Here is a 7669-nt window from a genome sequence, read left to right as displayed (position 1 = left end):
TGTATTTATTTCGTTTTCACTTTTTTCCTGTTAAGGAAATATACACCTACTAGTAGGAGTCCGGTTGCGATTGTAATGGCTACGCCTAATATCAAGCCTTGTGGGATGTAGTAGAAAGTGACTTCATAATCACCAGCTTCTTGGAATTGGATACCCATAAAGCCACCGTTTAATAGGGGTACAGTATCGACTTCTTCACCGTTGACTTTGGCGTGCCAGCCTTCTGCATATGGGACAGTAACCATCAAGTATTCACTTGGATCGTCTACTGTAAGGGTGCCTGAGAAAATCCCATTTGAGAAGTCAGTTAGTTTCAACTGATTTTGCTTCAAGTCTTCTGCCATGGTGGATACTTTTTCCTGGTCAAGGGTATAGAGGTTGATATCCGCTAGGGTTGTTTCGTCATCTAGCAATTGTATGGTAAATACTTTCTCTGCGCCCTGATCGTCGTTGGCAATATTAAATAATTGAATCGACTGGTAGGAAGAATCGTAATCCAACGGCTCGCCGTCTAAGTAGTATTTGACTTCTTCATCGTTCAAGAATGAAGGGACGGTAATGTAATACGCTTGGTTAGTTTTCACATTGATATGGATATCAATAAATGAATCTTCTCCGGTGTCATCACGGGTGTAAGCTGTGTTTACCACTGAAGCATCTTGTGAATCCACATGGAAAAGGTCCACGCTGGCAAAGTTGGCAATCTCAAATTGTGAGAGGTCAATGCCGTCTGTCGTGCCGTTTCCGCTTAAGACATTCAACAATTCATCTTGCAGGTAAACTGGATTGACGTCATCAATGGCGACGTCTTGGATGTCTTGGCTAACCATATAGGCAAGAGACAAGGCGTTGGGATTTTCATGGATGATTAATTGGTCTGTGACTTCTGTAACCGGATATTCACTCAAGTCAGCTCGTGTTGACATGACCCGGTCTTTTAAGGCGCCTTGATTATCTTCAAACGGGGTGACGTCAAAGTAATATTTCACACCAAATAGGGCGTCTGTCACTAGGGTCCCAGTTGTATAGTTGGTAAAGCCATCTGACATGGGTTGACCTAATTGTTTGAACAATTGGGTGGTGTTTCGTTCCATTGTCGAGTTGAAATGGTTCAAGTCATAATAACCCAGCTGCATGGCATCGTTTTTTGTCCGCTGGAAGGTCTTGGTCATCCGGTAGAATTCATTTTCCCTGGGCGCATACGATGCGATTTCAGGTTTGACTTCGGTGATATAATCTGCAAAGTCGTCTTGTTTCAAGTAAGAAATCGATGAAATGGTGATGACGGAATTGGCGAACACTTCGCTTATAGTGATGAACATTAATAGGATGTAAATCAGCCGGTCGAAGTCAACAGCCATCATCAATAGGGCAGTGATCCCAACGAATAAAACGAAGGAGACTAGGACGGTTGTGACTGAAATATAGTCGAATTCTTCAATCTTGTAGAGTAAGTAACCGTAGGCAATGGCGAAAGGGATCAGCAAGGCTACTGCACTTTTAATGGATAAAAATGGTTTTTGCCGGTAAAGCTGGTAGCCGATAAATAGTAGGAAGAATGAAAAGACGAATGAAAACCGGTATGGGTACCAGATTGGGTACTGGAGCCCGTGCCAAATCAAGTTCAGTCCTGAAATATTCATGGATAATAATAGGATTGTCGTCAATCCACCGGCAGCTAATCGTTCTTGCCAAGGAATCTTCGTATTGAAAAAGTATAGGATGGCCATGATTAGTGCTAGACTACCTACGAAAATATTGGGCAATCCTTCTGGCATTTGGTCAAAGTTAAAGGGTCCTAGGATGAATTTTGACACAATATCGTATAAAGGATAATCGGTGGTTAATTCAAGTTCGGGTGACGATTGTTGCCCTTTACTGGTTGATAATGCATAGAATGTTGGCATTAAAATAAAGGCAGCTAAACCACCACCTGCGAGTGACCAACCGGCAAATTTACCAAATGTTTGCATGAAATAGGTTTTCAAATTGGTAAAGTAGCTTGCTTGATATTGCGCTGTTGGCGCCAAGTCCTGGTTGAATCTTTCCATCTGGTCTTGACCATGTAAGTCAGCTCGTCCATGAGCAACCATCCGGTAGCAGAAAAATAGGATTAAGAATAAACAAATCATGTAGCCGATATAGTAATTCGAGATTAGGATAAGGGCTAGCCAGCCTACATAGGTCCAGCCAGATTGACCGCGCATGACCTTTTCCAAACCCCAAATGAGAAAGGGTAGGAAGATGACACCGTCTAGCCACATGACGTTTAGTTGGTTGGCGGACAGGTAGCCGATGAAGGCGTAGGCGAATGAAAATGTGAGTGATTGCCAGGTCACTTCGTTATAGAACCGACCTAACATGAACTGGAAGGCGGATGCTGCGGTGGCGAGTTTGAGTAAGACAATCAAGGCGACGGCAAAGGACAGCCAGGATTGCGGGAAAAATAGCAAGAAAATTAAGTAGGGGGACATGAGGTAGTAAGACCAGGTCCCGACCATTTCGCCTCCGGTGGCTTTTGAGAAGGAATAGAAAATCTGATCCCAATTGCCTTGGAAGATGTCTCGGTAGTATTGATAGAAATCGATATATTGTTGGCCTAGGTCGACAGTCATGATGGTGCCGTTGCCGAATGGAAATATTTTTAGGCCAAAGATAAAGAAGAGTCCCATCAGGATAAAGACTGCTAGAAACAAGCCAATCATCGAAGCTTTGAGTGGGTGTTTCTGACTTTTCTGTTGAATCGTTTTTATGTATTGCGTCATGACACGAACTCCTTTTTGCGAATTGCTTTTAGCATATCATATTTCGCAGATTGATTGCTTTGTTTAAAGATTTTTTACAAAAATAAAAACTTCTGTGATTTTTAGGTGGATATAGGGATTCTTAATAAATTACTCGAGTCTTATGACCGTTTTTTGTGTATAATTAAAAAAGGTTATGCTGGCCTGAGTGGACTGACCTATTTGGGCTGCATATAAGTGTTTTATTTGAAAGTAGGTGACAAGTTGGATCAAGGTGATCAAAATAAACAACCGAAGCAACATGAGGATGCTGAGGAAAAGTTGAATAAAATGGGTTCTGATGATCAAGACCAACCAAAAAGACGTGCACCCATATGGGGCGCCTTTTTAAACCGTTTGAACGTGATGATGATAGGAATTTTTGTCCTGTTTGCAATGCTTATTTTACGTTTATCTTATCTGCAACTAGTTCAAGGGGATATGTTCTCTGATTTGGTGAATGCGACAGAAACAACTATTGTCGAGGAATCGGTCCCGCGTGGTTTGATTATTGATTCTAAAGGAGAATTGATGGTGTCTAATGAGGCTTTACCAGCAATCTCTTATACACGTGGCCAGGACACTTCTGGTGAGGATATGGTCCAAACGGCGCAGAATCTAGCTAAATATATAGCTGTCGATTTCGAGGATGTATCCGATCGTGACCTGCAGGATTATTTTGTGGCAGCCAATACAGATGTCATCAATGACCGGTTAACGGATGATGAGGCTGCTGCAGCGGATGATGAAATTTACGCTATCCAAGTGAGTAAGGTGACTGACGACGACTTGAATGGTCTAAGTGACCAAGATAAGGAAGCAGCAGTTATATTTGCTAAAATGAATGCCGCCTCGTCACTTTCAACTGTCATGATTAAAAACGATGGGGTAACCACTGAAGAAACGGCCGTTGTGGCAGAGCATTCAGCTGAGTTACCAGGTGTCAATGTGACAACCGACTGGAAACGGACTTACCCGCAAAATTCATTACTACGTTCATTGCTTGGGAGTGTATCTTCTACAGAAGAAGGGATTCCAAGTGACCAACAAGATTTCTACCTAGCTAAGGGTTATGCCTTAAATGATCGGGTAGGGGAGTCTTATATTGAAGAACAGTATGAAGCGGATTTACGTGGTTCGAAAACAACCTATGAAACAGAAGTGAGTCAAGACGGAGAGATTATCAACTCTGAACAGACTTATGCTGGTGAAATGGGGAATACGGTTCAGTTGACCATTGACTCTGAATACCAGGCGGAATTAGAAGCTTACGCAACTCAGTATTTAGAAGATGCGACGACTGAAGACAACAATACTATTTATATTGTAGCGTCTGATCCTGATACGGGGGCTATTTACGCCTTAGTTGGTAAGAAGAAAAATTCAGATGGCGAAATCGTGGATGATGCCTTAGGTACGATTAATGCCGTCTATGTATCCGGGTCTGTTGTGAAACCTGCAACGATTTCCGCTGCTTACGGAGAAGGCTTGCTTGAAGTTGGTTCAGACAATGAGATTACTGATGAACCCCTATACTTCTCTGGTACGCCAGTTAAAGCTTCTTGGTGGTTTACATCTGGTAACGATGCAACACCAAGGATTTTAACGGATAAACAAGCCTTAGCCCAATCTTCCAACGTCTACATGATTAAATTGGCCATGGCAATGGGTGGTGTAAACTACTACGAACCATACATGGACTTGTCAGAACTGGATACAGATGCCGTTTATGATACCTTACGTAGCTACTATGCAGAATTTGGTTTAGGTGTATCGACTGGTATTGACTTGGAAAATGAATCAACTGGTCTAATCGGTGCTGATACCGGTGATCCAGGTAACGCACTTGACTTGGCTTTCGGTCAGTTTGATACCTATTCACCAATTCAATTAAACCAATATATTTCAACCATTGCGAATGGTGGTACCCGCTATGCTTTACATGTGTTGGATAAGATTTTGGCACCAACTGAAGACGAGGAAACTGCTGGAGATGGGGCAACGGTTTACGAATATCAACCAACTGTATTGAATGAATTGTCGATTACAGATGAAATGCTTGCGGAAGTGCAAGAGGGTGTCTGGTCAGTTGTCCATACCTCAACTGGTTTGGGGAATGCTATTTTTGCTAATTTCCCAATTGAAGTAGCAGGTAAATCAGGTACTGCGACAGTATCTGATACGCTTGAAAATTCAACTTGGGCCGGATGGGCACCATATGATGATCCTGAAATTGCGGTTTCTATCGTTATTCCAGGAACAACACCCAATGTGTCTGTATCTGCCCAAGCAGCTGCACCAAACGTCTTAGGTTTATACTATGATATTGAGGAATATCAAAATAAAGTAGCTGACCAATTGGCAGAAAACGCGGAAGCATCAGCAGAAGAGGCGGAAGCTTTAGAAGAAGCAGAAGCACAATAATTGCATGTGGCGCTGTGACACTCAATTTAAAGCACCCATGCTGATTGTTTTAAGTGGTAGACCGAATTTTTTCACAAGACTAAAAAACATTTGGCATATAGGCTAAGATTATGGTACAATATTCGAGTATGGTTACTGTATATCAGTTAATAATTTTATTGTATTGGAGGGGTATCACATGCGTGTGAACATTATTTTAGAAAACACTGAATTAAAAGGCGAACGTGTTTACTTAACAGAGAAAAACCGTCGTAACAATCCAGACCGTTTAGAATTAAAAAAATATAGTCCAAAATTACGTAAAGTTTGTGTCTTCAAAGAGGTAAAATAATCTAATGCAAATTAGATAACTGACTCGGTAACACACAAATCATAAATACGTATTTACTATTGTGAGACCTGCATTGGCGTTTGCGCCGGTGTGGGTCTTTTTTTGTCTTTGTTTGTGGTATCATGTGGAAGAGTGCTAAAGTTTTCTTGCAGGTAGCTGCCATTTTGTGATTATCCTGAAAACTAGGGTATAATATGTGACAGTACATTCGCTATTAAAAAGGAGCTAATCATGTTTACGAGAAAACCTTTTGTGACGTATACCTTGCTAGGTATTCAAATTATTTTATTTATTATGATGGAATTTATGGGCAGTTCCGAAAGTTCTGCCACCTTATTATTATTCGGGGCTAAATTTAATCCTTTAATTGCTGCAGGAGAGTATTGGCGGTTAATTACCCCCATGTTCTTGCATATTGGAATTGTTCATTTATTGATTAATTCTATTACCCTGTATTATTTAGGTAGTATGGTTGAAAATATTGCAGGCCACTGGCGCTATTTGGTGATTTACCTGGCTTCTGGCTTGATGGGGAACTTATTCTCTTACCAATTTTCTGAAAATATCTCAGCTGGGGCATCGACTGCTTTGTTTGGTTTGTTTGCTGTATTTCTAGCACTTAAAAATCTCTTCCCGAGAAATCGCCATATCCAAAGCATTGGATCGCAGTATTTAACCCTTGTGGGGATTAACTTGGTCTTTGGTATGATGGGTTCAGGGATTGATATTTGGGGCCATGTGGGCGGATTAGTAGGTGGTTTCTTAGTGACCATGGCGCTAATTCGCGGGGAAGGGCCAGATCAACGGTTGACCCAAAGGATTGGTTCAGCTGCTACCTTTGTGGTGATTGCTGGATTTATTTTGATCAACCACGGCATGTTCAATACTTTAATTAGTGGTTAGGAGCGTTTATTTGATAGAAGAGATGAAAACAATTTTAGACAAGAAGGTCATTCGCGACCGGACTTTTAAATACTGGGCCGCCTTACCAGAGGGTGACCGAATTGCTTTGCAAGCAGATATTTATGCCAAATTATTTACCAATGAAGCCTTTATTCAAGCCGATACCATTACCACAACCATTGCCCATCCAGGTGAAATTGATACGAAACCCATTATTGATTACGCCTTAACCATTGGCAAAAAGATATATGTGCCTAAAACCTATCCCAAACGTCAAATGGCATTTGCTAAGTATCAAGGGATGGATGCCTTGGAGAAGACGAAATTCGGTATTTACGAACCAACAGCAGAAGCTGATTTTATCGATAAAGAGGCCATTGACTTGATGATAGTGCCAGGTTTGTTTTTTAGACCGGACGGGTATCGGGTTGGGCATGGGGGCGGTTTTTACGATATTTTCCTAGCGGATTACCCAGGAAATAAGATTGCCTTAGCCCTTCCGGGTATGGTTTCTGATAAAGTGACCTTTGAAATTGATGATTTTGATATGCCAGTGGACCAAATTATTGTTGGGGAAATATAAATATTATGCAACCGGTATCATTTTTTTGCTTAAAAACCTAATTTTTTTTGCTAAAGTCTGATAAAATAGACTTATATAACTAATAGATAAGAGGGAGTTATGATAATGACTAAGAAAATATTCGGTATCGACCTTGGTGGTACATCAATTAAATTATCAGTTGTTTCAATTGAAGGCGAAATTATTGATAAATGGTCAGTGCCTACAGATATTAAAGAAGATGGCCAACACATTATTCCAGATTTAATTCTAGCTATTCAAGAAAAAATGCTAGAAAACAATTGGACTAACGAAGATATTTTAGGCATTGGTATGGGGTCTCCAGGCTTTGTAGACCGTGAAAAAGGTACGGTTGCTGGTGCGTATAACTTAGCTTGGGTTGAAGAACAGCCCGTTGCAGATCTGATTCGTAGCCACTTCAACGCAGATTGGCCAATTCTGATTGAAAATGATGCCAATGTTGCTGCTTTGGGTGAGCAATGGAAGGGTGCTGGTGACCACGCAGGTAATGTGGTCATGGTAACTTTAGGGACTGGTGTTGGTGGTGGTGTAATTGTCAACGACCAGCTAGTTGTTGGACAGGGTGCTGCTGGTGAGATTGGGCATATGTTCTCTAAAGAGGGTGGCCGTAAATGTACTTGTGGG

Annotated in this window: 6 protein-coding genes; 5 read left to right on the top strand and 1 reads right to left on the bottom strand. The window is 41.3% G+C overall.

From position 1 onward, the window contains the following. Positions 1-5: 5 nt before the first annotated feature. Positions 6-2765 (bottom strand): YfhO family protein, encoded by a 2760-nt coding sequence (locus ACRCJ0_RS07400; RefSeq protein ID WP_431390060.1) that lies wholly within the window; start codon positions 2763-2765, stop codon positions 6-8. A gap of 243 nt (positions 2766-3008) precedes the next feature. Here ACRCJ0_RS07400 and ACRCJ0_RS07395 point away from each other — a divergent pair, with 243 nt between their 5' ends. From ACRCJ0_RS07395 to ACRCJ0_RS07375, 5 genes are all read left to right on the top strand, one after another. After that, entirely contained in the window at positions 3009-5207 is a 2199-nt protein-coding gene (locus ACRCJ0_RS07395) for a peptidoglycan D,D-transpeptidase FtsI family protein (RefSeq protein ID WP_431390059.1), read from the top strand. Positions 5208-5385: 178 nt separating this feature from the next. Then, complete coding sequence (rpmG, locus tag ACRCJ0_RS07390; protein WP_003141750.1) at positions 5386-5538, top strand: 50S ribosomal protein L33; 153 nt, start codon at positions 5386-5388, stop codon at positions 5536-5538. Between the two features lie 231 nt (positions 5539-5769). Continuing rightward, positions 5770-6441: a rhomboid family intramembrane serine protease gene (locus ACRCJ0_RS07385; protein ID WP_431390058.1), complete on the top strand. Its 672-nt coding sequence runs from the start codon at positions 5770-5772 to the stop codon at positions 6439-6441. A 10-nt stretch (positions 6442-6451) separates the two neighbouring features. Continuing rightward, positions 6452-7024 (top strand): 5-formyltetrahydrofolate cyclo-ligase, encoded by a 573-nt coding sequence (locus ACRCJ0_RS07380; RefSeq protein WP_431390057.1) that lies wholly within the window; start codon positions 6452-6454, stop codon positions 7022-7024. Between the two features lie 105 nt (positions 7025-7129). Then, positions 7130-7669 (top strand): ROK family protein (locus ACRCJ0_RS07375; protein WP_431390056.1); only part of this gene is annotated, 540 nt, incomplete at its 3' end.

The sequence above is a fragment of the Aerococcus sp. L_32 genome, assembly GCF_050689315.1.
Note: the sequence above shows the minus strand (reverse complement) of the source record. Positions and strands in the feature narration are given on the sequence as shown.

Coding starts and splice junctions, on each gene's coding strand:
- ACRCJ0_RS07400 (WP_431390060.1), bottom strand. CDS start 2,765: ATGACGCAATACATAAAAACGATTCAACAGAAAAGTCAGAAACACCCA.
- rpmG (WP_003141750.1), top strand. CDS start 5,386: ATGCGTGTGAACATTATTTTAGAAAACACTGAATTAAAAGGCGAACGT.
- ACRCJ0_RS07385 (WP_431390058.1), top strand. CDS start 5,770: ATGTTTACGAGAAAACCTTTTGTGACGTATACCTTGCTAGGTATTCAA.